This window comes from Paenibacillus sp. ACRSA (genome assembly GCF_022346845.1).
Lineage (GTDB): Bacteria > Bacillota > Bacilli > Paenibacillales > Paenibacillaceae > Paenibacillus.
Window position 1 is genome coordinate 70763 of sequence record NZ_JAKRNP010000003.1, and the last position, 22034, is coordinate 92796.

The 22034-nt window shown below is 45.0% G+C and carries 24 protein-coding genes; 4 read left to right on the forward strand and 20 right to left on the reverse strand.

Annotation, left to right across the window (positions count from 1 at the left end):
* The first annotated feature begins 75 nt into the window (after nucleotides 1–75).
* The gene (locus tag MH215_RS09930; RefSeq protein WP_239289978.1) at nucleotides 76–411 is read left to right on the forward strand and encodes a DUF3139 domain-containing protein; all 336 of its coding nucleotides are present in this window, start codon (nucleotides 76–78) and stop codon (nucleotides 409–411) included.
* On the opposite strand, the gene MH215_RS09935 is transcribed toward MH215_RS09930, so the two are convergent.
* From MH215_RS09935 to MH215_RS09945, 3 genes are all read right to left on the reverse strand, one after another.
* Nucleotides 401–1252, reverse strand: coding sequence for a carbon-nitrogen hydrolase family protein (locus MH215_RS09935; RefSeq protein WP_239289979.1), 852 nt, complete (start codon nucleotides 1250–1252; stop codon nucleotides 401–403). The genes MH215_RS09930 and MH215_RS09935 overlap by 11 nt on opposite strands.
* 221 nt (nucleotides 1253–1473) lie before the next feature.
* Entirely contained in the window at nucleotides 1474–1785 is a 312-nt protein-coding gene (locus MH215_RS09940; protein ID WP_239289980.1) for a hypothetical protein, read from the reverse strand.
* Nucleotides 1786–1825: 40 nt separating this feature from the next.
* Entirely contained in the window at nucleotides 1826–2749 is a 924-nt protein-coding gene (locus tag MH215_RS09945; protein ID WP_239289982.1) for a DMT family transporter, read from the reverse strand.
* 119 nt (nucleotides 2750–2868) lie between these two features.
* Between MH215_RS09945 and MH215_RS09950 the strand changes: the two genes are divergently transcribed.
* Nucleotides 2869–4293 carry an aminotransferase-like domain-containing protein gene (locus MH215_RS09950; protein ID WP_239289984.1) on the forward strand — a complete coding sequence of 475 codons (1425 nt, stop codon included), beginning with the start codon at nucleotides 2869–2871 and terminating at the stop codon, nucleotides 4291–4293.
* 197 nt (nucleotides 4294–4490) lie between these two features.
* Here MH215_RS09950 and MH215_RS09955 read toward each other — a convergent pair whose 3' ends face one another.
* The 11 genes from MH215_RS09955 to cysT all read right to left on the reverse strand — a co-directional run bounded on the left by MH215_RS09955 (nucleotide 4491) and on the right by cysT (nucleotide 13766).
* Entirely contained in the window at nucleotides 4491–5117 is a 627-nt protein-coding gene (locus tag MH215_RS09955; RefSeq protein WP_239289986.1) for an ABC-2 transporter permease, read from the reverse strand.
* Nucleotides 5110–5976: an ABC transporter ATP-binding protein gene (locus MH215_RS09960; RefSeq protein ID WP_239289988.1), complete on the reverse strand. Its 867-nt coding sequence runs from the start codon at nucleotides 5974–5976 to the stop codon at nucleotides 5110–5112. Before MH215_RS09960 ends, MH215_RS09955 begins: the two co-directional genes overlap by 8 nt.
* Nucleotides 5973–6356: a GntR family transcriptional regulator gene (locus tag MH215_RS09965; protein WP_056699462.1), complete on the reverse strand. Its 384-nt coding sequence runs from the start codon at nucleotides 6354–6356 to the stop codon at nucleotides 5973–5975. Before MH215_RS09965 ends, MH215_RS09960 begins: the two co-directional genes overlap by 4 nt.
* Before the next feature lie 468 nt (nucleotides 6357–6824).
* Nucleotides 6825–7406 (reverse strand): ATP-dependent Clp endopeptidase proteolytic subunit ClpP, encoded by a 582-nt coding sequence (gene clpP / locus MH215_RS09970; RefSeq protein ID WP_239289990.1) that lies wholly within the window; start codon nucleotides 7404–7406, stop codon nucleotides 6825–6827.
* A gap of 17 nt (nucleotides 7407–7423) precedes the next feature.
* Entirely contained in the window at nucleotides 7424–8287 is an 864-nt protein-coding gene (locus MH215_RS09975; protein ID WP_239289992.1) for an RNA polymerase sigma factor, read from the reverse strand.
* A 127-nt stretch (nucleotides 8288–8414) separates the two neighbouring features.
* Nucleotides 8415–9194 carry an MBL fold metallo-hydrolase gene (locus MH215_RS09980; RefSeq protein ID WP_239289994.1) on the reverse strand — a complete coding sequence of 260 codons (780 nt, stop codon included), beginning with the start codon at nucleotides 9192–9194 and terminating at the stop codon, nucleotides 8415–8417.
* A gap of 169 nt (nucleotides 9195–9363) precedes the next feature.
* Nucleotides 9364–9810 carry a hypothetical protein gene (locus MH215_RS09985; protein ID WP_239289996.1) on the reverse strand — a complete coding sequence of 149 codons (447 nt, stop codon included), beginning with the start codon at nucleotides 9808–9810 and terminating at the stop codon, nucleotides 9364–9366.
* A 163-nt stretch (nucleotides 9811–9973) separates the two neighbouring features.
* Nucleotides 9974–11035: a sulfate ABC transporter substrate-binding protein gene (locus tag MH215_RS09990; RefSeq protein WP_239289998.1), complete on the reverse strand. Its 1062-nt coding sequence runs from the start codon at nucleotides 11033–11035 to the stop codon at nucleotides 9974–9976.
* 55 nt (nucleotides 11036–11090) lie between these two features.
* Nucleotides 11091–12155 (reverse strand): sulfate/molybdate ABC transporter ATP-binding protein, encoded by a 1065-nt coding sequence (locus MH215_RS09995; protein ID WP_239290000.1) that lies wholly within the window; start codon nucleotides 12153–12155, stop codon nucleotides 11091–11093.
* A 1-nt stretch (nucleotide 12156) separates the two neighbouring features.
* The gene (locus tag MH215_RS10000) at nucleotides 12157–12954 is read right to left on the reverse strand and encodes a sulfate ABC transporter permease subunit (protein WP_056699493.1); all 798 of its coding nucleotides are present in this window, start codon (nucleotides 12952–12954) and stop codon (nucleotides 12157–12159) included.
* On the reverse strand, nucleotides 12951–13766 hold the full coding sequence (gene cysT / locus MH215_RS10005; RefSeq protein ID WP_056699496.1) for a sulfate ABC transporter permease subunit CysT: 816 nt from the start codon (nucleotides 13764–13766) through the stop codon (nucleotides 12951–12953). The genes MH215_RS10000 and cysT overlap by 4 nt, the downstream gene beginning before the upstream one ends.
* 324 nt (nucleotides 13767–14090) lie before the next feature.
* Here cysT and MH215_RS10010 point away from each other — a divergent pair, with 324 nt between their 5' ends.
* Nucleotides 14091–14492, forward strand: a complete 402-nt coding sequence (locus MH215_RS10010) for a secondary thiamine-phosphate synthase enzyme YjbQ (RefSeq protein ID WP_145410114.1) — start codon at nucleotides 14091–14093, stop codon at nucleotides 14490–14492.
* Nucleotides 14493–14678: 186 nt separating this feature from the next.
* On the opposite strand, the gene MH215_RS10015 is transcribed toward MH215_RS10010, so the two are convergent.
* From MH215_RS10015 to tkt, 5 genes are all read right to left on the reverse strand, one after another.
* Nucleotides 14679–15281, reverse strand: coding sequence for a TetR/AcrR family transcriptional regulator (locus tag MH215_RS10015; RefSeq protein ID WP_239290001.1), 603 nt, complete (start codon nucleotides 15279–15281; stop codon nucleotides 14679–14681).
* Nucleotides 15282–15286: 5 nt separating this feature from the next.
* Nucleotides 15287–15919 carry a YigZ family protein gene (locus tag MH215_RS10020; RefSeq protein WP_239290002.1) on the reverse strand — a complete coding sequence of 211 codons (633 nt, stop codon included), beginning with the start codon at nucleotides 15917–15919 and terminating at the stop codon, nucleotides 15287–15289.
* A 184-nt stretch (nucleotides 15920–16103) separates the two neighbouring features.
* Nucleotides 16104–17459 carry a glucose-6-phosphate isomerase gene (locus MH215_RS10025; RefSeq protein WP_128100791.1) on the reverse strand — a complete coding sequence of 452 codons (1356 nt, stop codon included), beginning with the start codon at nucleotides 17457–17459 and terminating at the stop codon, nucleotides 16104–16106.
* A 182-nt stretch (nucleotides 17460–17641) separates the two neighbouring features.
* Nucleotides 17642–17959, reverse strand: a complete 318-nt coding sequence (gene ppnP, locus MH215_RS10030; protein WP_239290003.1) for a pyrimidine/purine nucleoside phosphorylase — start codon at nucleotides 17957–17959, stop codon at nucleotides 17642–17644.
* A gap of 112 nt (nucleotides 17960–18071) precedes the next feature.
* Nucleotides 18072–20114: a transketolase gene (gene tkt / locus MH215_RS10035; RefSeq protein ID WP_239290004.1), complete on the reverse strand. Its 2043-nt coding sequence runs from the start codon at nucleotides 20112–20114 to the stop codon at nucleotides 18072–18074.
* A 448-nt stretch (nucleotides 20115–20562) separates the two neighbouring features.
* Here tkt and MH215_RS10040 point away from each other — a divergent pair, with 448 nt between their 5' ends.
* Nucleotides 20563–21045: a hypothetical protein gene (locus tag MH215_RS10040; RefSeq protein WP_239290005.1), complete on the forward strand. Its 483-nt coding sequence runs from the start codon at nucleotides 20563–20565 to the stop codon at nucleotides 21043–21045.
* An 80-nt stretch (nucleotides 21046–21125) separates the two neighbouring features.
* Here MH215_RS10040 and purU read toward each other — a convergent pair whose 3' ends face one another.
* Complete coding sequence (gene purU, locus MH215_RS10045; RefSeq protein ID WP_239290006.1) at nucleotides 21126–22019, reverse strand: formyltetrahydrofolate deformylase; 894 nt, start codon at nucleotides 22017–22019, stop codon at nucleotides 21126–21128.
* Between the last annotated feature and the right edge of the window lie 15 nt (nucleotides 22020–22034).

The window sequence follows — 22034 nt, forward strand, 5'->3', positions numbered from 1 at the left end:
TTTCTTGTATAAAAGCTTATTTTATATGTAGCCTTAGTTCTTATCATGTATGATGGACCCGAAGGAGATGAGCCGATGAAGATGAGCAAACCAAAACTCGTTCTGTCCCTACTTATCACGTTAGTAGCGCTTGTCTCTCTGTACCTTTGGAATTTCCAACGGACGATGGAACTTAAAGTCGAAGCGTACTTACTCTCGTTCAAAGAATATAGTCACGAAGATATTCAACAAATCGATACTCATTTTGGTAAAGCACCACTCGTCAGCACAGAAGTTATTTTTAAGGATGAGCCTCTTGCTCGCTACTTCTACAAAGAGGAGAACGGACAAATCTATCAATATAGCAGCTCACCTGTAAAAGGCGTAGACCCGAACTTCACGTATCGTTACCTTGATCCGGTTAGCCCTTAATCGTTTCGAGCGAATATGGCTGTTGATCTAACTCAAATGAATCTGCGAGCATCATCTCACCATCTCTAGCTTGTTTAAGAAGTGTAGGATCTAATTCAGCGATCAACAATTCAACTTGGTCTTGTGAGCCATCAACGATGTTATCCCCTAATGGATTCCAGACGCCGCTATGGCCGCACGTATCCCAAACTCCGGTTCTGCCAACATGATTACACATCGCAGTAAATATAGTGTTATCTAACGCTCGGGCAGGAAACCATACGCGTGACTCCTTATATCCCATTCCTTTGCTAAAGAGTGAGCTACCCATATATAAATGACAGCCTTGCTGTGCTAAACGACGTGAGTGTTCAGGGAAGCCAGCATCATAACAAATGGCCATGCCAACATTCCAGCCTTTGAGATGAATGATGACCTGCTCATAATTGGTGGAAAACATGCTCTTCTCCGTTTGAAATAAATGCGTCTTATCATATACGCCCACTTCGTTTCCATGCGAATCTATAATGATAGAAGATATAAATACTTCCGATCCTCTTCTCATCGGCGTTCCAATGATTGCCCAAATCCCATACGTTTTGCATGCTTGACGCAGCTTTTCAATCCTCACATCATTTATGGATAGCGTATTGTCAGAAAGATTGGATTGTACGATTTCGGGGACATACCCCGTTAGATATTTCTCTGGAAACATAATAAGTTCTGCATGCTTTTCCCCCGCTTCTGCAATCATCTCATACGCTCGATCAACGTTTTCTTGTATACTCCCATCCACCGCAGAACACTGTGCCAATGCAATTTTTAATTTTTCTGTAGGCAACACATCTAGCTGGGCATCCATAACCTTCATTCCCTCCAATCTGAGATAACGATCAATAACTACAACATCCTATCACCATACAACAAGAAAATATAGGTATATTGAGATAAAAAATCCAAACTTTTTTTCTCCATATTCGTCTATGCTAAACAAAAAAAACTCCCATCACGGGAAATCCTAGATGATCTTCATCTACAATCTCCTCTGATGAGAATTAACCATTCATAATGCTACGCTTCTTATTACGTTTCCCGAGTTCCATACTTCTCATTAAATTCACGGTCTCGTTCCCGGATTTCATTCATGACATCTTTTGTAGAAAAGAAAGACTTCGGTATGAGCAAGACTACCCCGATTAGAAACAGTACGATCGACGCGATCAACGCAATCAATCCTCCGCTTTCATACACCGCTTGTAAATACTTCCCCCACTGCGTTGAATAGGACATTACCGAGGGTAGATACATCAACGTGGAGAGATGCACGATACCATATAAAATGATGCCTGCAAATACCATCGCTACACCCATTGCCTGCTTTTCAAATTCCCTCACCTCGTTTGCTAAAAATCCACTCCAATTATTGTACACCAATTTATGGATTTTCGGCTAACGTATTGCTATTTTTCCTACTTTTGAACCAACTCGTGACTTTCTCATTCATGAATAACAATCCAGACACAATGAGTGCTACGCCGATCCATGTCATCCAACTTACGTGCTCATTATAGACAACTGCGCCAAGACCGACCGCAATCGGTGGTGAGATATACAGCCAGGTTGATGGAAACAATGGATTGGTTCGTGACATGATCCAGTAGAACAGACTATGCCCCACCATCGAGCCAACGACTGTCAAATAAATCAATGAGGTAATTGCAGGTGACCAGTCCATAACCGATATGTTCCATGACTCTGTGAAGGCTGAGAGTAAGAATAACAACAAGCCCCCATGCATCATCTGCACGGCATTAAGCGCTACTGGATCACATTCCTTGAACTGGTTAATCACTTTTTTGGAATACAGCGCTCCTGCCGAATAAAACAGTTCTCCAACTAACACGGCAATACACCCCCATAACCACAATGGACTGCCTCCAATCGTTACGCCAGGCATAACAACAAATATAACGCCAACAAAGCCGATTAGACAGCCTGTAACTATGCGAGCAGACGTCTTCTGTCTTAACAAAACCGTTTGCATCACCATAATCATAATTGGACCTGTCGCTGATAAAATGGCGCCAACACCTGAACTTACATACTGTTCTGCCCAATATAGAGCGGCGAACGTACCAAAGGTTAGTCCTGCGCCAGTGAGCAACATTTCTTTGCGCCACAACAAGGACATCTTAACCCGTTCTTTCATCAGCATCCAGGCAAACATCAACGCACCTGCAATCATAAAGCGTAAACCCGCAGACAGAAATGGCGGCAGACCCGCTTCAACTCCAATCTTAATCGCTAGAAACGTCGTTCCAAATACAAGACACATTATTGCAAATGCTACTCCAATCATGCTAGCCCCTCCTTCATCTGTTCTCCATCATATAGCACTGTCTACAGAACAGAGTGAAGAAAACAGAACAGTTAGACCCGTATGCTGTTACAATAGAGTTCAAAAGGAGCGTGAGCCGGGTGGGCAAAACCATCATGATGACAGATAACAGCCTTAAACTATATGAACAAGTCGTTCATTATCTTGTTGTTCGCATTGAAGCAGGAGAATGGACGGAACATGAGAAGTTGCCTTCTGTACGCAGCCTATCCGAGCTACTCGGTGTACATCGCCTGACCGTTTTCAAAGCCTATCAGGAGTTAAAAGAACATGGCAAAGTCTACGTCAAAGACAAATCCGGTTATTATGTCAGCCCTGCCGACCCTGCCCCGATTATGGATCAGGCGGATGACCCCGCCGTTTCGGCTTGGCTGCATTGGGATTCCCTCGACCGTGTGCAATCACTGGAGGCGGAGTTTCAGTTTTCCAAATCATTGATTGACCCTTCTCTCTTGCCCAACCGGTATTGGGGGGAGCTAATGCGTGATTTGCTCAATCATTACCCTCGCCTGCTCGGAACCTATTCTACGAATCAGGGAGACCTGGAACTTAGAAGTGAACTGGCTAGCCATCTGACCTCACGGGAACGTTTCTATATCTCCGCAGATGAAGTCCTGATTACCTCGGGTGCACAACAAGCCATCGACCTCATTGCACGCAGTTTAGTCAAACCGGGCGACCGTGTCCTTGTGGAGCGACCTACCTATGGTCCGGCTATGGAAATATTCCGCAAGCAGGGTGCTAAGCTCGTGTTTACCGACATCACTTCAGAGGGTTACGATCTAGATCAGATTGAGCTGCTGATGAAGCAAGAAAAACCTAGACTCTTTTATATGACGCCAACTTTTCAAAACCCTACCGGAATCAATATTCCCGCTGAACAGCGCAAACAATTGCCGGAACTTGCTGAGCAATATGGATGTTTCCTTGTAGAGGATGACAGTACGTATGATATTTATTTTAAAGAAAAACCTCCGGCGCCGATTTTCACTTACGACACCACAGGGCATACGCTCTACATTCGCAGCTATAGCAAATATGTCGTCCCTGGTCTTCGGATCGCCTCGATTATGTGCCGCCCACGATTCATGCCTGGATTACAGGCGATTAAGACACTTGCAGATAACGGATCACCGCTACTGAATCAGAAGCTGTTCTTGCGCTACTTCCAATCTCCACGCATGTATCAGCATATCTCTAAGCTGTGTACCGCCATTCAATTACGGATGGAAGTGATGGAGAAGTACCTGCGAGAGACAGACTGGAGCTGGACTACACCTAAAGGCGGTCTGAACATCTGGGTCGAACTTCCAGAAGGCATGGATACGGGTAGATTATTGCACAGATGTATGGAACATTCCGTCGCTTTTGTACCGGGTACGGTGTTTGATCCTTCCGATCCTGGAGCAAGTCGTAAATTACGTTTATCTTACTCGTATGCACATGAGCAGCAGATTCACGAGGGTATGAGTAGACTGATTGAGCTGGCGCAGAAAAAGGCTTAATTAAAAACCATTTTTCTATAAGGGGTGTACTCACAAGGATTAGTTCGCGGGTTCGTAGGTACAATCTCTAAAAAAAAGAAGTCGCCATCAAGGCGACTTTGACTTTGTATCAAGGCAACCTTCTCGATCGTCCCGCACTGTCAGGTGATCAAGAGATCGCTCTGATTATTATTATAAATATTATTCGTATTCAAAGTTTATAGATCTTTCTTGCTAAACAAACGAACAGTGACCAGATATGATCCAACGAATAACAGCAGAATACCGATGGCCACCATACCAATGACCTGTGCAGTAACCATGCCTTCCTCGCTCGCCAAGTTCATAAGCAATGCAAATGGCTGGGCTAGCACAACGAGGGCAACCAAGAATACAACATTGATGATCCCTGCGCCCTTTTTACTAAGTGCATAAAAAAGAGGCAAATAGATTGAAGTTAAACCAAGTACCATAGCGATTGAAATCAGAATATCCAATACCGAAAAAGCTGGCTTATGGAGTCCAGGGAAATTTATGTTAACGAGAGAATGAATGCCGAACGATGCGAGAACGCCAAAAAGTGTATAGAAAATGGTGGATACATACTTCGCTTGCACCACATTTTTCCGACTAATCGGTAGCGTGACCAGGAAATTATGATTATGGTTTTTGACATCAATCATGGTCGCAAGCATGATGGAACCAAATGCGGTGTATATGCCCACAAGATACATCGACATTTCACTTTTGGGAATAAAGGCCACACTGAACACGGCTAGGTAAAAAGGAATGATCCACAGGGAACTCTTGAGTGCAATGAAGTCTTTGCGAAGCAGGTTAACCATGTTTCCGTGCCCCCTTTGCTGTAAAATAAATAAGATCTTCTAATGAGGGTCTGTGTAATAAGGCATAACTGCCAAACAGCCGTTCTGCTTCTGCCTTGTTATCGGACAACCCTTCAAAACCTACGGCAGTTTCGCGTATTCCCACCAATTGAGCACGGGTGTCTGCATCCAGTAGATCCATATCCCCTTTCACAATCGTGTAGCGTTCGAGCACATCATCTTTGGCTTCATTAAATACAATTTGTCCGCGATGGATAAATGTAATATAGTCCGCGATCCGCTCCAGATCAGTCGTAATATGTGTGGAGAAAATAATCGATCTCGTCTCGTCCTGTATCGTGTCTGCAAGCAGGTCTAGCAATTCCCGTCTAAATACAGGATCGAGTCCAGATGTTGGCTCATCCATAATGAGCAATTCCGCTTCATGGGATAAAGCGACTGCCAAGGAGAACTTAATCTTCATCCCTTTGGATAAATCCTCAATCTTCTTCTTTGGAGATAACTCGAATTGATCTAGAAAATCTTTGAACGTGCGATCATTCCATTTCTTATAAAACGGAGCAATCATCCGACTCATCTCATAAATCGTCAGATGCTCATAATAAAAGCATTCGTCCGACACTATACCGAGACGCTGTTTAATGTGCACTTCCTGCTCAGGCATCTTACTACCTAATGTATGAATACTCCCAGAATCCGGGTGGATTAGACCTGTAATCATTTTAATTAATGTGCTTTTCCCTGCCCCATTGGGACCGATAAGCCCCGTAATATAACCCTGCTTCACATCCAAAGATACATTTTCTACTTTAAATAAAGGATACGTTTTGGAAAGGTTGCGAATTTCAATGGCGTTCATTCTGTATGTTCCTCCTCTGACAACAAAGTGAGATGTTGAATTAACTCCTGTGAACTCATGCCGATCTCTTTGCTCTCACGAATGATTTCAAGCATCTTCTCTTCCAATCTTCTCATTCGCTGCTCTCGAATAAAGTCCTGATTGGTTCCCGAGACAAAACTACCTTTACCTACAACGGAATCGATTAGATTCTCTTTCTCCAGTTCTTCATAGACACGTTTTGTTGTAATCACGCTCACCTGTAAATCCTTGGCCAGCTGCCGGATGGAAGGAAGACTATCTCCTTCGACCAACTCACCACTCAAGATGCTCTGTCTAATCTGGGTTAAGATCTGGATATAGATTGGGTCGCTCGATGCGTTGGACAATAAAATTTTAATATGCTCTCACCTCATTGGTGTTTTCATGGTTTCGCGTATATAGTGTATATATCTAATATATACACTATATACGCGAAAGGTCAACGATTAATTTTAATTTTTCCAAAATAATCAAATCAATCGCTTTGAAATAATAACCAATAAGGCTCCATTTAGACGTTAGCCCATGTTATTAAATGACTGTCTGTTATACATTTTGCAGCCTATCTACCCAAGCGTGCCATTGAGTATGTTTAAAGTCATCGAGTCGAGCAAAGTTTATATCCGCAACAAAGCCCAGAAGGTCAATAGACCATCTGGGCTTTGTCTTTGTGAATATTCAGTCGTGATATATTTGACAGCTCTCCCAACTCTGCGTTCAACACTGCGATTTACACCTGGCTCACTTACCTCTTAAATGTCAAGTAACCTTGAGATGTCCTCTTTCTATCCTTTTGCTGTCCTAAATGCGTTCTTGTGCTAACTTGCCTACGTGCTAGATATCACCTTATCAACGATGCCATAATCCACAGCTTCAGCAGCGGTAAGGAAATAATCACGATCGGTATCCTCTTCAATTCGATCCAGCGGCTGACCAGTGTGGTCTGCAAGCAGCTGGTTCAGCCGTTGTCGGTGCTGAATAATTCGGTTGGCGTGAATAAGCATATCCGATGCTTGCCCGCGCATCCCCCCGAGTGGTTGATGAATCATAATCTCACTGTTAGGTAATGCCAAACGTTTGCCTTCGGTGCCGCCAACGAGCAGGATCGTTCCAAAACTAGCCGCCATACCTGTACAGATGGTGGAAATATCCGGCTTCACAAATTGCATCGTATCATAGATCGAGAATCCTGCGGTTACTGAACCACCAGGACAGTTGATGTACATCTGAATATCCTTATCCGGATCTTCAGCAGTTAGAAACAATAGCTGTGCCACAATCGCATTTGCCATCTGATCCTCAATTTCGCCAGATACCATAATAATACGGTCTTTCAACAAGCGAGAGTAAATATCATAACTCCGTTCTCCACGAGCCGTTTGTTCCACAACATAAGGCACTACATTCATGCATATCCCTCCTCAGATTATGCAACCATGCTGACTGTATAACCCCCTCCATAACAATCTGAGATGGCATAACTGTACATCATCGGTTGCATCGTTGAAGACGGCAGAGCCTGCTGCAAAATCGTACTTGCCACAGCCATGGGATCATCCGTTTGATTCAGACATAGATCAATTAGGCGAGCCGTATCGCCGCGGCGTAATGCCAGCAGATAATCGCGTAACTCTTCCATATGGATTCGTTCCTCGCTAACTTCTCTCGCCTCGTCGGTATCTAGATCATTTAGTTGATCCCTAATCTCAGCTATGGTCATCCGGGCACGACGTAACGCTGACTTTACTGCGCCTTCTGTTGTATCTAACATCTCAGCAGCCTCTGCCGCCGTGTATCCTAATAACTCTCGTAACATATATATCACTCTTTGCCATGACGGCAACTCTTTAATTAAAATCTCAACAGCGGTATCCAGCTCTTCTAGTGGCTCCTCTTCCGCCATTTCTTGGATAAGCGGCTTCAAACCATCCATTTTACAATGTAAACGTTGGCGTTTGCGAAGAACGTCCATCCACGCATTGCGGGCAATGCGAATGAGATATGCTTCCCAATTGATGTCCCTGTCTGCACTCGATTGATGAACCGAGGAAGAAGATAACACTTTGGCAAACGTCTCCTGCACCAGATCCTCAGCATCTTCTCTAGAACCTGTAATGGACAAACAATACGCATACAACGAACGCTGTACATCAAGTAATGCAGCATGAAGATCACCCGCTTGAAATGAATCTCCAGCATTCATGTGTGGTGGTGTATATGGATTATTCGGTTGATTAACATGGTCGTGTGATCTGTTGATTCGACAATCCACGGATTTCACAAAGGCCATTACGGGGCCCCCCTTTGTTGATTCCTGATTGGTCTTGCTTTCCTTTTACATCCTTCTGTGCTCTTGCTGTAATCGACTTACACTATGTAAACGAAGAACCTCCTGCAAAGGATACGCTCTTCTGTATTTATTTTTCAAGAGACACCTTCATGCCTGTGAGTGCAAGCGTAACACCTTGAGCATAAGCATGATCCTGACGTACATCCACATCATGAGACATGTGTGTATAATACGTGCGCTTCGGTTGTAATTCCTGCAAAAGCTCCTGTGCTTCCTTCATATCGTATACAGAGCGTGTTGAGAATTCTGCCAGTTCATGCACAAAGCTGGTTCCCAGAATAAGCAGATCCAAACCGTGCAACGGATCCTTTTCCTCCTCCTTTAGATCAATCGCATCTGAACAGTATGCCCAGTGGAATCCGTCTCGTTCCAGACGATAGGCGTAGGAATATCCGTTCTTCCCATGGCATACTTTCCATGAGTGAATGTGCCACCCGTGCACTTCAATATCATCATCTGTCTCCATATAATTCATATGACGATCTAACCATGGAAATTGCCCTTGGATCGTGGCGATCACTTCACGTGGTGCATACAAGTTGCCCTTTACCCCCAACCATCGGCATGCATCTGCCCACTCAGGCAATCCACCAATGTGGTCAAAGTGTGCATGTGTGATCAGCATCGTCTGTACCATTCTAAGATTCTGCGCTTCCATCTGTGTTCTCCAGTCAGGTCCGCAATCAATCATAAAGGGTTCATTCGCACCCTCACTATGGATTAGAACAGAAGAACGTCTACGTTGATTAATGCCGGTAAGCCGAGCTTCTGTGCAGACGCTGCAATCACAATATACACGCGGAACCCCCATCGCATCGCCTGTTCCAAGAAATGTTAGCTGATTCATGGTCGCTATCCCCTCTCAAGCTCACTATGATCTAAATTGTATTCTCCAATCTCTGTTTTGGCAAAAAAAAGACTCTCCCGCTGCGATTGATTACGCAATACAGGACAGCCTGATGTCTGGATGTCTGGATGTCTGGATGTCTAAGTATTATGTAGGCCTTCGCCTTAAATTAAACCAAAGCCCGCAGTTTCAGCGTCAATTCTTTCCCCGCAGGACCATCCTTCGATTCAGCAATAACCCAGTTGGATGCAAGTCGCTCCGATAACACTTCTGACTGCTCTGTCGTAAGCTTTAGCCCTGTTACAATACCTTCACCAACCGTGAAATCCTTCTCTGCTACGACCCCGAAAGCTTTCTCTAAATATATGCCTAATCCGCCACGTGTATTAAACGTGATACGGTAGCCATCTTGAACTGCTACTTCCAAGTTCTCACCATGATCTGCTGCGTAGGAAAGGAATTCATCATATCTATAGTCCTCCTCAGACACAGCATCAAAAGCCGCAACATCATTTGCCTGAATGGCTTTCAGTATGTCTGCATCAGACATGCCTTTCGTGCGGGCTTGTTCCAGCCGGATTGCTGTACTTTGGGACAACTTAACCTCTGTACTCATCTCGTTCACACCCTCCTATAATATCCATGCCATATTCAACCTATCTCATTATAGCCTGTCCGAATCACAAGAATAAAGTACCCCAGATACTTCAAAAAAACCTTCAGCCTGCCGGACAAGGCAAACCAAAGGTTTCAGTTCTAACAAAGCAGTTACAAAGCAGTTACAAGCCCGCTAATACCTGATACCACACCCCGCGCTTGGAGTATAATGTGGTTCGAACTTCAGCCCAGCCACCCAAGTAGTTGATATCGAATAGCCCTGGCGGTGTTGGAAAAGTGGACTTTGTCTCCGCATATACATCCGGATCTACCGAACGAAATCCATGCTTCGCAAAAATACGCTGAGCTTCCGGTGTATTCAGATACGCCACAAAAGCCTCCGCCAATTCGCGATTTCCGTGTTTATCCACGTATTTATCCACCACGGTTGCCGGGTTTTCGATCAGAATCGTGTTCTTCGGAACAACGATATCATACTTGACTCCTTTGGCGATCCGGGCGAGCAACTCATTCTCATACGTTACGATGACATCACCGACTCCATATTCAAATGCCGCCATAGAAGATCTACCACTCTTATCAAGTGATTCAACATTCTGATGCACCTTCTCGAGAAAAGCCTTGGCTACCGCGGGATCTTTCTTCCCCTGCTCTTCCGATAGTTTCAAGCCAGCACCATAGATCGCGTTAATATCCCATTGTGCACCGCCTGACGTCTTCGGATTAGGATACAGCACCTTCACACCCGGTTTGGTTAAGTCATCAAAATCCTGGATACCCAGTGGATTGCCTTCTCTCGTACCTAACACAACAATAGATCTCGTAATCATGCCATCATTAGGTGCCTGCTTCCAGTCAGGGTTAACCAGGTCTGCCTTAACCAGTTTATCAATATCATTCTCCATTGCGAGCAGAGCTACATCTGCCTCGAAACCACCTGCGATGGCTCTCGCTTGTGTGCCTGAAGCTTCATAAGACTCTTCAAAATTGATCGACTGTCCCGTCTTGGATTCCCATTCTGCCTTAAAAATAGGCAACAGTTCTGCCATCGCGTCTTTTACAACGCTATAAGCCCCAATAACGAGCGTGTTGGATTGATCCGTTCCAGCAGCATCGCTGGGTTCGTTTGCAGCTTCTTGCTTACTGCATCCAACCGTCATGCAGACGAGCAGAAACATGAGAACAGCAACGAAGGGTAATGTGTTTTTCTTCCTCGTCTGCATGGGCAACGTCTTCCTCTCTAAACGTTCTGGGTGAATCCCCACTTGGTATGATTCGTTAGATCATGACAGGCATTGGATCTTCCTTAAGTCGATTCTCAACGACCCAACTATGGGAATTGTTGAATAGATATGCCCGGTGCACTAGCACGCGAATCTGTTGACCGATTTCCAGTGTTGTTTTCTCCAAGGAACGATACGTAATCAGCTTATGACCTCGTACCTCGACTTCAACCATCCATTCACTTCCGCGGAAATGAAGGTGCTTCACCGTACCCTTTTCAGTTGCTGACAACATGCTGAATTCATTTTTGAGACCAATTTCAATATACTCCGGACGAATCAGAGCACGAGTACTCTCACCTTCAACCGCGTGTTCAAAGCCTTTCAGCTCGGAAGCATCTTCAACGACTGTCGATTCACCGATAAAGGTAGCTACAAAAGGTGTCTCTGGGTTTTTGTAAATATCCCAAGGGGTTCCCTTTTGCTCCAAGCGTCCTTGGCTAATAATCATAATTTCATCTGCGACTTCAATGGCTTCATCTTGGTCATGCGTTACAAAGATCGAAGTGATGCCGACACGCTCAATCAATTCCCTTAACCATGAACGAAGCTCCTGACGAATCTTCGCATCAATCGCAGCAAACGGCTCATCCAATAGCAATAACTGAGGCTCAGGTGCAAGCGCTCTTGCAAAAGCTACACGCTGCCGCTGTCCACCGGACAATTGATGTGGATAACGCTGCTCAAAACCTTTCAGCCCAGTCAGCTCTACCAGCTCCATAACTCGCTCACGAATCTGTGCTTTTGGTGTCTTTTTGACCTTAAGTCCAAAAGCGATGTTATCAAATACCGTCATATGTTTGAACAAAGCATAGTTCTGAAAGACAAATCCGATGCCCCGCTCTTGCGGTGGCAGATGGTTTACTACTTTTCCATGAAAGCGAATCTCTCCTGAACCTGGACTTTCCAGCCCAGCCAGCATACGTAGAATTGAAGTTTTCCCGCCACCACTAGGACCGAGCAGACCAATAAGATGGCCTTTGGCAATATCGAATGAAACATCTTTTACGGCATGAAATTGACCAAAATGTTTGTTCAGATCACGGACTTCTACATGCATCTTAATGCACTTCCTTTCGCTTCTTGGCCCATTCCATCATGAGCAATAGACATACGGAAAACGTCACCAGCACCAATGCCACACCATTCGCAGCAGACACATTAAAATTCTCTACATCCTGATACACGAGCGTCGTCGCTGTCTGTGTTCTGTTCATAATATTTCCTGATACGACCAGTACAGCTCCAAACTCACCCAATGATCGCGCCACAGTCAGCACAAGACCGTATACAACAGCCCAACGGATGGAAGGCCACGTTACACTCCAGAACGTTCTCCAACCATACGCTCCGAGTGTGGATGCCGCCTCTTCTTGTTGAGAGCCGAGCTCTTGCAAGACAGGCATAACTTCTCTAACCATGAGCGGAAATGTGACAAACAATGTTGCAATCACCATACCTGGGAACGCATAGACGACATTGAAGCCAATGCCTTCAAAGAAACCACCCATAATGCTACTTGGACCGAGCAATAACACAATCATCAATCCACCAATTACGGGAGATACCGCATAAGGCAGATCCACGATGCTGTTAAGCAATCCTTTGATTCGTTCACTTAACCAGCCAGCACGAACCAAATAAATAGCCATCATAATACCAAACAATGTATTTAACAGAGTGACAACAAGAACAACCAGTCCTGTCATCATTAGAGCATGTAGCGCCTCAGGACGCATCAGTCCAGCCAGGAATCCTCCTGCTCCGTCTTCAAAAGCACCAATAACAATCCGCCCAAGCGGAATAATCAGCAAAATTACAAATACCGCATACGTCAGTCCGATTAACAGCCGTCTCATCGTCTTCTCCCCCGCATCTGCACTAGATTAATCATCCAGAGGATGACGAAGGATAGGGTCAATAACAGAACAGATACAGCGGCTGCCCCGGTGGGGTTATCGCTCTCAATCTCCCCGTATATAAATACGGATGCCGTTAACGTTCTCCCTGGAATATTGCCTGCTACCAATACAACCGCACCGAATTCAGCCAATGCCCTGGAGAATGCCAGCATCCCTCCACTGATCATACCTGGCGCCATTGATGGCAAGATAACCTGTCTGAATGTACGAGCCTTCGATGCACCCATCGTATACGACGCCTCTTCTTCGGAAGGATCAATCTCTTCAAGTAGCGGCTGTACAGCTCGGATAACAAAAGGAAACGTAACGAAGGTCATCGCAATGACAATCGCGGGTTGATGAAACACAATTTCGAAACCCATGGACTGTGCCAGCTTGCCAATGGCACTAACCGGTCCTAAGAGCAACATAATCATCAATCCACCAACGGCTGTTGGTAATGCAAAAGGCAGGTCTACGAGACTGTTCAGAAACGACCTCCCAAAAAACCGATAACGTGTGAGTACCCAGGCGATCATCGTACCTAAAACAACGTTGATCAATGTGGCTATCACAGCCAACCGAACGGTAAGCAGTACGGCCTTCCAAGCGATTGGATCCATAATACTCTCGACAAAGGTACTCCAGCCTTCAGAGAACGAATTGACGTACACCCCGATAATCGGAAGCACAATAAGTACGATGAAATATAACAATACAGTACTGCGAAATCCCCAAGTCCATCCCTTGTGACGAAGAACGGTATTCATTGCCGTATTCCCTCCCAGCCTCCGGTTCTTAGTCCGGTCGGCAGTCTTCCTGTTATGGCACAACACTTTCCCTAATATGGGTATTATTACTTTAATATTATTCCCATTAGTCTACTTGGTTTTTTGCTTATCTGATACTTTACCAGTTTACAGTACTAATCGTCAATGCTTTTATTGAATATATTAGAGCCAGATCTGAGATGTATTAATGGCAAAAAATCAGCCGCCAGAGGTGGGATAAATCATGAGGATGGTTTGTTTCGCATGTGGCGGGTAAGGTACAATTTAGGAGACATAATTAGAAGTGAAAAAGGAGTGGTGTACGTGTTATATACTGAAAGTTTATCTACCTCCCGACGGGATGAAATGAGAGATATTACGAGGGACGTGGAAGCGATTGTCCGAACTAGTGGCGTTCAAGAGGGAACTGTGCTAATCTACTGTCCTCATACCACTGCTGGCATTGCTATTAACGAAAATGCAGACCCTGACGTTAAGCATGATGTTCTGCTACGTTTGAACGAAGTGTATCCTTGGGAGCACCCTGAATATCGACATGCTGAAGGCAATACAGCCTCTCACCTGAAGTCGATTACAACTGGTCCTTCACAAACGGTCATTATCCATGAAGGCAGACTTCTACTCGGTCAGTGGCAGGGAATTTACTTCTGCGAGTTCGATGGCCCACGTAAGCGTCAGTATTTCCTCAAAATCATGGAAGGATAAGTGAACTCTACGTGATCTTCAACTATATCGTTACACAACACAAACAGGCGATTCCCACCCATTCCCGGGTTATGAACCGCCTGACTTGTTGTTTTGCATAATAAAACTTTCGCGAGACAACGTTATAAAGAATTAATGTTATGACAATTCACCGCCCTGAAGTGTATGAGTGCAACAAAAGCGTCATTATTGGACGCCAGGCTGGTGGTGGAGATTGCGACAGAGTACTTTAACATGAGACAGTGCAGATGGCTCAATTTCAGCAAAGGTTACACGATCCTGATTAAAATAGGATATGAATCCATGCATAGACAAAAACAGTGTACGTGGTACACATTCGATATCCTCTTCTGAACAGCCTTCCTCTTTCATGTATTGCCTAATGATGGATGCAAACAAATCAAAGCAACGCCCCTGTTCGGCACGACAATAAGACAACAATTCCTCGTCCCGCAGCATGAACATGATCTCGTACTGGTACGGATTATCCAATCCAAAGCGAATAAACTCCATCATGATATGTTCCGCTTTGCTCACGCCATCACATACTGGCCTGACCATAGCTTGCATCAGCAAATGTCCCAGATGGTTAAAGTCTTCCACTACAATGGCATAAAACAGCTCTGCCTTTTCCTTAAAATGATAATACAGCGACCCATGACTATAGCCTAGATGCTGGCCGATGCTTCGCATCGATATGGCGCGGTATCCTTTGGTAATAAAAAGATGCCTCGCCGCCTCCAGTATCCGCTCCCTCGACAATTCCTGTTCGACTGCTCTTCTAGCCATATATTTTATTCCCCTTCAATAAAATAAAGCCGCTGTCCTTCCGTGATCCGGGACTGCCCTTGCGTCAAATCCGTGATCCAAGCTACAAATGCCTCAGATTCACTATCCGGCGGAAGACAAGTCAACGTAACCTTATCGGTGAATCCAGTTTCACCTGTACGGACTTCCCGGCTCCTTAATTCATTTTCCACTTTTCCCAGCCAAGTGTAGTCAAGCTCCACAAATATTTCACGATGCAGCACTTTGGTGATTGCCTCTCCGGCTTCGATGGCCGCAACAGCACCGTCTGTGTAAGCGCGAATTAACCCACCTGCACCAAGCATGATTCCCCCAAAATACCGTGTAACCACAATAGCTACGTTTTTCAAATGTTGATTTTTGATGACTTCTAAAATAGGTTTACCGGCAGTACCACTCGGTTCTCCATCATCGGATTGCTTCTGAATTTCATCCCGCTCGCCAATCATATAAGCGGAACAGTTATGCGTTGCATTCCAATGCTTTTTCTTAATGTCATCGATAAAAGCTATGGCTTCTTCTTCTGTCGTTACTGGCATAATATGACCGATAAATCGGGACTTTTTAATTACAATCTCTAGATTGCCCGATTTTCGAACCGTGCGATAGCGTTCAATCATTCCAATCCAACTTTCTAATTTGATCCATTTTACAAGAAAGCAGTTCCCCGCGTAAGAACGCGGACGAACTGCCTTGTTTTAGACATTTGGGATGACACCTGAATCAATCAATCATAATGATGATCCTTGGTTCCCCAATCGACTTAACACTTACATGATATCATCATATGAGCAGAGCGATGAATTATTCCGAAAGTCTCGCTTCCAGCGCGGCTTTCTCTTCTTCAAAGCCTGGTTTGCCCAGCAATGCAAACATGTTTTTCTTGTAAGCTTCTACCCCTGGTTGGTCAAATGGATTGACACCCAGCAAGTATCCACTAATGCCGCATGCTTTTTCAAAGAAGTATACCAGATATCCGAAAGAATATGGAGTCATATCTGGAATGTTCACAATCAGGTTAGGTACTTGACCATCTGTATGTGCAAGCAACGTTCCTTGGAATGCTTTTTTGTTTACGAAGTCCATCGTTTTACCTTCAAGGAAGTTCAGACCGTCCAGATCGTCTGCGTCAGCCTCGATTGAGATGTGCTCGGAAACTTCAGTTACTTGGATTACTGTTTCGAAGATGTTACGGCTTCCTTCTTGAATGAATTGACCCATGGAGTGCAAGTCTGTTGAGAAGTCAACCGATGCAGGATAGATTCCTTTGAAATCTTTACCTTCGCTCTCTCCGAACAATTGTTTCCACCATTCCGATACAAAGTGCAAGGATGGCTCGTAGTTTACGAGGATTTCTGTGCCTTTGCCTTTGCGATATAACGCGTTACGAACGGCTGCATATTGATATGCTTCATTCTCAGCCACGTTAGGATTGCTATATTCCTTCGATGCGTCAGCAGCACCTTGCATCATTTCTTCGATGTTAATTCCTGCAGTAGCGATTGGCAGCAAACCTACAGCTGTCAGAACAGAGTAACGGCCGCCTACATCATCTGGAATAATGAAGGACTCGTAGCCTTCTTCGTTCGCCAGTTTTTTGAGAGCGCCGCGCTCTTTATCTGTTGTAGCGTAGATGCGCTTGCGAGCTTCTTCTTTACCATATTTTTTCTCAAGAGCTGCGCGGAAGATACGGAATGCAATCGCTGGCTCTGTCGTTGTACCCGATTTGGAGATTACATTTACAGAGAAGTCTTTACCTTCGATCAGATCCAGCAAATGTGTTACATACGTGGAACTGATGTTGTTTCCTGCAAAGTAGATCTCAGGCGTTTTGCGTTTATCTTTTGACAGGTTGTTGTAGAAAGAGTGTGTCAGCATTTCAATCGCTGCGCGAGCACCCAGGTAAGAACCACCGATACCAATGACGATCAGAACTTCTGAATCGCTTTGGATTTTTGCAGCCGCTTTTTGAATACGAGCGAATTCTTCTTTGTCATATGCCGTTGGAAGGTCAATCCATCCGAGGTAATCTGATCCGGTTCCCGTTCCGTTATGAAGCTGCTCGTGAGCCAAACGAATTGGTTCAGCGAAATAGTCTACTTCATGTTGATTGACAAATTGTAATGCAGTGCTATAGTCAAAAGTCACTTTTTTAGCCATGATCTAAAAAACCTCCTAATAATCGTTAAGTAATTTTCCGTTTTCCATACAAACAACTTAGCCTAAGGATACTTCAAATCCACCTTACTGACAAGCTTGCAACGCGAACTTTGTCGTTAAGTTATAAATAGCAAGAAGGGTAAACCGAACTCGCTAACGAGGTTCCGCTTACCCTTCTTATGTTATTCCGCCGGGTACGAGCAGACGTAGTCGGTAACGCTGCGTATCTCCAGTTTAAATTTGGAATTGGCAGGCACGTGAAACGTAGCTTGACCTTGAATCTCTTGCCAATCTTCTTCACCGGGAAGTAATACTTTCAGATCTCCGGACAGAATCTCCATAATCTCACGAGAATCTGTACCAAATTCGTAACTACCTGGAAGCATAATGCCCAATGTCACTTTGCTGCCATCTCCAAAAATAACCGTTCTGCTGGTTACCTGACCCTCATAATAAATGTTGGCCTCTTTAACTACACTCACTTGATCAAACTGTGACATGCGTACCCGCTCCCCTGAAGTTAATGAAAACAAAAGGCAAAACAGATCAGGACGGTTACCCACCCTTCTCTGCGGAAATAAGCTTTCAGTCTATTGCGCGTTGGTCATGCTATTACAGCAATGCTTTTACCCGGCTAACAACGTTATCCACGGTGAAGCCATATTCTTGGATAACACGATCGCCAGGCGCGGATGCACCAAATGTGTTGATTCCGAGAATGTCGCCTTGATCGCCAACATACTTCTCCCAACCCATTGGATGAGCCATCTCAATTGCAAGACGAGCTTTAACGTCTGGAAGCAGGACAGATTCTTTGTACGCTTTGTCCTGTTTCTCGAACAGATCCCAGCTTGGCATGCTGATTACACGAACTTGGATACCTTGCTCTGCAAGTGCAGCTTGAGCTTTAACAGCCAGTTGTACTTCAGAACCTGTAGCGATGATTTGTGCTACTGCTTTACCGTCTTTTGCATCAGAAACAACATAAGCACCGCGCTTAACGTTCTCACGTGAGCCTTCAACTGTTCCTTCCAAGATTGGCAGGTTTTGACGAGTAAGCACAAGGGCAACCGGGTTGCTCTTATTCTCAAGCGCATAAGCCCATGCAGCAGAAGTTTCATTACCATCAGCTGGACGGATTACTGTCAAGTTAGGAATGATACGCAGGGAAGCCAACTGCTCGATTGGTTCGTGGGTAGGACCATCTTCACCCACAGCAATACTGTCGTGAGTCAGGACATATGTTACAGGCAATCCCATCAGGGCAGCCAAACGAACTGCTGGACGAAGGTAATCTGTAAATACGAAGAACGTACCACCGAATACTTTTACGCCGCTGTGCAAAGCCATACCGTTCATTGCACCAGCCATACCGAATTCACGGATACCGAAGTAGATGTTGCGACCTGCATAATCTTCTGGAGAGAAGTTAGTCAGGTTGTTCAAGTGAGTCATAGTGGAGCTTTCCAAGTCAGCAGATCCGCCTGTCAGTTGTGGCACGTTGTGCGCCAGACCGTTCAGAGCGTTACCAGATGCTACACGAGTGGAGAGCGCTTTGTCTGTTGCTGCATATTTAGGCAGATCACGATCCCATCCTTCTGGAAGGTCGCCGTTGATCGCTGTTTCGAATTGAGCAGCAAGCTCTGGGAATGCTTTTTTGTACTCAGCAAACTTCTCATCCCATGCTTGGTTTGCAGCGATACCGCGATCTTTAACTTGTGCAAAGTGATCGCGAACTTCAGCTGGTACGTGGAAGTTTTCTTCGTAAACCCATTTATAATATTCTTTAGTCAATTTAGCTTCTTCTGCACCTAGTGGAGATCCGTGAGTACCGCCGTGGCCGCCTTTACCTTGTTTGTTCGGGCTACCATAACCAATAACAGTTTTCACTTCAATCAATGTAGGACGCAGTGTGTCTGCTTGACCTTCTTGAATTGCTTTTTCGATTGCAGGCAGATCGTTACCATCTTCAACGCGCAGCACTTGCCAGCCATAAGCTTCAAAACGCTTCGCAATGCTTTCGGAAGAAGACAGATCCAATTTACCATCCAAAGTGATGTCGTTGGAATCGAACAACATGATCAATTTACCCAGGTGCAAACGTCCAGCCAGGGAAGCTGATTCATGAGATACGCCTTCCATCAAGTCACCATCACCACAGATTGCGTATGTGTAGTGATCCACAACGTTAAATTGTTCTTTATTATATGTTGCACCCAGTTGTGCTTCAGCCATCGCCATACCAACTGCCATTGCAATACCTTGACCCAGTGGGCCTGTAGTTGCGTCAACACCAGCTGTATGTCCGAATTCCGGATGACCCGGAGTTTTGCTTCCCCATTGGCGGAACTGTTTCAGTTCTTCCATCGGCAAGTCGTAGCCGCTCAGGTGCAGCAAGCTGTATAACAACATGGAGCCATGTCCTGCGGACAGGACAAAACGATCCCGGTTAACCCAAGTTGGGTGGTTCGGGTTATGTGTCATCGTTTTTGCAAAGAGTTGGTACCCCATTGGTGCGGAGCCCATAGGCATTCCCGGGTGTCCGGAATTTGCCTTCTCAATTGCATCAATCGCCAAAGTACGTACGGTAGTGATCGACAGGTTGTCGATTGTAGTGTTCTCTTCCTTTTGAATCGCTTCGTTCTTGTCAGTCATGGTTTGTCCTCCTCATGTCTTTAGATAAGTCGGGTGCGCAAGCGAATCCCTCTCATCAATACCAAGCAAACCGTATATAACAATAAGTGAATCCGCTTGAGTGTTTCATTTTGACTTATTCACTTTTGTATTGTATCACTTGGCGTGAAGCTTTTCCATAACCTTCTTTTAGAAGTTCGGGAAAATTCGGTGATTTGCTACGAGAGATGGGTTCCCAGCACCAAAAAATCGAGTCAAAAAAACATTGCAGCCCATCTTTCGTCAGGACGAGCCTCGTCAATCCATCGGAAGAAGTATAACCTTTAACCAGAAAACCATACTCTTTTTGGCATGTAGATTTCATTTTAGTTTTTATTGGTATGAACCTGCCCTTGTAATCCTGATTAGGAATTCAAAACGTAGTATACTTCAGGAATCGAAGATTATTTTATGGATTGGAGGTCTCGCTATGTCTTCTGACCCTGTTGTTAAACGTTCCGAGTCACCCCCTCACACCTTCCCATGGTTCAAAGGCGTATGGACAGGTGTACTTTCAGGTCTCGTACTTGGTTTTCTGCTTAAAGCGATTCAGTCATTTACTGGCATTGCGGTCTATACCTTGCTCCTAAACATTGATTTCGTGCCAGGGCTTCCACCCACCTTGCCGGAACTCGTAGAATTTGCCCTCCACCTCATTGTCTCCATCTGCATCGGCGTGTTCTATATATGGTGGGTACAGATACGGCCTGAGCATCCCATGTTCAAGGGTATTCTAATTGGTGGGGTTTCCTCTCTTCTCTATATACCGTTATCCCAACTATCTACACGTGTTCCTGATCTAAATGACACGCAAGCCATTCTCTACTGGGTCACAGCCCATCTCATCTATGGAGTAATTCTTGGTTTGTGTGCAAAAGACTTCAATAAGCTCAAAAAAGGCGACCCCCTATGAGTACATCGATAGGAATCGCCTTTTTCTTTTGCCAGTTTATGTGGCTCCGAATCAACCTTGCACAGTATTAAAGCACAAGCTTAAAATACAACGGTTTTATTTTCGTGAACCAAGATACGGTCTTCTACATGCCATTTCACAGCACGCGCTAGAACAACACGTTCAATTGTACGTCCGATTCGTTTCAATTCAGTTACATCATCCCCGTGGCTTACACGCTGTACGTCCTGCTCAATGATCGGTCCGCCATCCAGTTCTTCTGTAACGTAGTGAGCCGTAGCACCAATGATTTTAACACCACGGTTATATGCCTGAGCATAAGGCTTACCACCCACAAAGGCTGGAAGGAATGAGTGATGGATATTAATAATGCGATTACGATAATGTTCGATGAACATCGGTGAGATAATCTGCATATAACGAGCAAGGATAATGACGTCAATATCGTCACCAATGATGTCGAGCTGACGTTGTTCTGCTTCCTTCTTCGTGTCCGCTGTAACCGGAATATGATGATACGGAATACCAAAGGACTCCACATAATCTTTCATATCCAGATGATTACTAACAACCAGTGCAATGTCTGCATCCAAGTCACCGGCCTGCCATTGCCACAACAATTCAACGAGGCAGTGATCTTCTTTGGATACAAAAATAGCAAGCTTCTTCTTACGGCTTACAGCCGATAAAGTCCACTCCATGTTGAAACGCGTCGCCACTTCAGCAAAGTCATCTTCCAGCTTAGGAAGACTCGCTTCGAGCTGTGGAAGGTCAAACTCAATACGCATGAAGAACATGCCGCCAGCCGGATCCATCGTGTACTGGTCGGACTGAACAATGTTTGCACCATGCTGGTGCAAGAAATGTGAAACAGCCGCTACAATTCCCGGCCCATCGGGGCAGGAAATGAGCATCCGCGCCCGATCGGCGCGGTTTTTAGCATCAAGACGTACTTGTTTAGCATGAATCTCCATCGGGTTATTCTTCCT

Bases quoted from the DNA above. Each gene is read 5' to 3' on its own strand.
- MH215_RS09930 (WP_239289978.1), top strand. From the start codon at position 76: ATGAAGATGAGCAAACCAAAACTCGTTCTGTCCCTACTTATCACGTTA.
- MH215_RS09935 (WP_239289979.1), bottom strand. From the start codon at position 1,252: ATGGATGCCCAGCTAGATGTGTTGCCTACAGAAAAATTAAAAATTGCA.
- MH215_RS09945 (WP_239289982.1), bottom strand. From the start codon at position 2,749: ATGATTGGAGTAGCATTTGCAATAATGTGTCTTGTATTTGGAACGACG.
- MH215_RS09955 (WP_239289986.1), bottom strand. From the start codon at position 5,117: ATGGTTAACCTGCTTCGCAAAGACTTCATTGCACTCAAGAGTTCCCTG.
- MH215_RS09960 (WP_239289988.1), bottom strand. From the start codon at position 5,976: ATGAACGCCATTGAAATTCGCAACCTTTCCAAAACGTATCCTTTATTT.
- clpP (WP_239289990.1), bottom strand. From the start codon at position 7,406: ATGAATGTAGTGCCTTATGTTGTGGAACAAACGGCTCGTGGAGAACGG.
- MH215_RS09975 (WP_239289992.1), bottom strand. From the start codon at position 8,287: ATGGCCTTTGTGAAATCCGTGGATTGTCGAATCAACAGATCACACGAC.
- MH215_RS09980 (WP_239289994.1), bottom strand. From the start codon at position 9,194: ATGAATCAGCTAACATTTCTTGGAACAGGCGATGCGATGGGGGTTCCG.
- MH215_RS09985 (WP_239289996.1), bottom strand. From the start codon at position 9,810: ATGAGTACAGAGGTTAAGTTGTCCCAAAGTACAGCAATCCGGCTGGAA.
- MH215_RS09990 (WP_239289998.1), bottom strand. From the start codon at position 11,035: ATGCAGACGAGGAAGAAAAACACATTACCCTTCGTTGCTGTTCTCATG.
- MH215_RS09995 (WP_239290000.1), bottom strand. From the start codon at position 12,155: ATGCATGTAGAAGTCCGTGATCTGAACAAACATTTTGGTCAATTTCAT.
- MH215_RS10000 (WP_056699493.1), bottom strand. From the start codon at position 12,954: ATGAGACGGCTGTTAATCGGACTGACGTATGCGGTATTTGTAATTTTG.
- cysT (WP_056699496.1), bottom strand. From the start codon at position 13,766: ATGAATACCGTTCTTCGTCACAAGGGATGGACTTGGGGATTTCGCAGT.
- MH215_RS10015 (WP_239290001.1), bottom strand. From the start codon at position 15,281: ATGGCTAGAAGAGCAGTCGAACAGGAATTGTCGAGGGAGCGGATACTG.
- MH215_RS10020 (WP_239290002.1), bottom strand. From the start codon at position 15,919: ATGATTGAACGCTATCGCACGGTTCGAAAATCGGGCAATCTAGAGATT.
- MH215_RS10025 (WP_128100791.1), bottom strand. From the start codon at position 17,459: ATGGCTAAAAAAGTGACTTTTGACTATAGCACTGCATTACAATTTGTC.
- ppnP (WP_239290003.1), bottom strand. From the start codon at position 17,959: ATGTCACAGTTTGATCAAGTGAGTGTAGTTAAAGAGGCCAACATTTAT.
- tkt (WP_239290004.1), bottom strand. From the start codon at position 20,114: ATGACTGACAAGAACGAAGCGATTCAAAAGGAAGAGAACACTACAATC.
- MH215_RS10040 (WP_239290005.1), top strand. From the start codon at position 20,563: ATGTCTTCTGACCCTGTTGTTAAACGTTCCGAGTCACCCCCTCACACC.
- purU (WP_239290006.1), bottom strand. From the start codon at position 22,019: ATGGAGATTCATGCTAAACAAGTACGTCTTGATGCTAAAAACCGCGCC.